General features: G+C 44.9%; 2 protein-coding genes. Both read left to right on the top strand.

The window, feature by feature from the left end; translation table 11 throughout:
- The coding region (locus tag F6K49_RS49010; protein ID WP_293109984.1) for an adenylate/guanylate cyclase domain-containing protein at nucleotides 1-730 on the top strand (730 nt) is incomplete at its 5' end.
- A 496-nt stretch (nucleotides 731-1,226) separates the two neighbouring features.
- On the top strand, nucleotides 1,227-1,409 hold the full coding sequence (locus F6K49_RS49005) for a hypothetical protein (protein ID WP_293109982.1): 183 nt from the start codon (nucleotides 1,227-1,229) through the stop codon (nucleotides 1,407-1,409).
- Nucleotides 1,410-1,421: the final 12 nt, after the last annotated feature.

The raw sequence follows: 1,421 nt of genomic DNA, 5'->3' as shown, positions 1-1,421 counted from the left end.
TGTGGCGATGCAATTGGCAATGGTTCCTGTCAACGAAACGATGCATGCCTGGGGCTATCCACCTCTAGAAATGGGTATTGGTATCAACACAGGTGATGTTGTGGTGGGCAATATTGGCTCGGAAAAACGCACCGATTACAGTGTAGTAGGTAGCCAAGTAAACTTAACCTATCGCATTGAATCCTATACCATAGGTGGTCAAATTATGATTTCAGAATCTACCTTTGAACAGGTTAAGTCAATCGGGATGATTCACGGGTACAAACAGGTACAACCAAAAGGGGTTAAACAGCCAATTACTATCTATCAAGTTGTGGGTATTGGTGATAATTACAATCTATTTATACCTAAAGACGATGAAGAGTTTTTTTACCTTCCTAAAGCCATTCCACTCACCTATAAAGTTTTGGAAGGAAAGCATATCGGCAAAAATCTTTTTCTCGGAAGTTTAATTCAGCTTTCAGCTAAGGGAGCGAAAGTGCGTTCCTATGAGAGACGAAGAGAGGATTTACCAGTAGAGCTCAGTAATATAAGCCTAAATATATTAAATCAATCCCAAGCCGAATATAGTGATGACATCTATGCTAAAGTGACGTCACTTGAAACAGAAAATCTAGGGTTTTATATCCGTTTTACATCCCAACCTCCAGAGGTAAAGAAAAGGCTTGATGATCTCTACAAGTCGATAAGTAAAAAAAGTGAATATAAGCCGTCAGGTATCAATAGTTAGCCGTGGAAACAGGGAACAGCGGATCTGGGAACAGCGGATCTGGGAACAGGAAACAGCGGATCTGGGAACAGCGGATCTGGGAACAGGGAACAAAAATTATCACAATTCCTACACGCATCCCTATTAGGTATATGGCGATTGATTAGTTTATAGTCGGTGAGGTCACAGAGGCTTACAGTGGTCTGACTTTGAGCCTGGCGGGATTGCTGTCTACAGTATGGTTGGCAGTGAGAAATTGGTATGGTTTGTGGCAATTTAATCTAGCAGATTGAGACTCCCCTGGGCGACAAAGGTTATGTGGTAAGCATATGCGCTACGCCCACGCTGCTTGAGGTGCCGTCAGTTGTCAGCTGTCAGCTGTCACCTATCATGCTAATCAACGGTTGGTAGTAAACAAGCATCGGGGGTGCTGGTACGGCTGGTTGAAAATCCCTGCTCGTTTTACTGATCCGACCCCGTGCAGTTAAAGCGCCTGCTAGCTGATGGCTGATGGCTGATGGCTGATGGCTTACGTTATGGGATGGCTCGAAGAGCCCGCCAAAGGCGATTGACCTATGGTCACGCTAAGGGATTGACTGTAGGTCACGCTACGGGATTGACTGTAGGTCACGCTACGGGATTGACTGTAGGTCACGCTACGGGATTGACTGTAGGTCACGCTACGCGATCGCAAAAGTAAAATTCGCTCAAA

The sequence above is a fragment of the Moorena sp. SIO3I6 genome (assembly GCF_010672095.1).
Note: the sequence above shows the minus strand (reverse complement) of the source record. Positions and strands in the feature narration are given on the sequence as shown.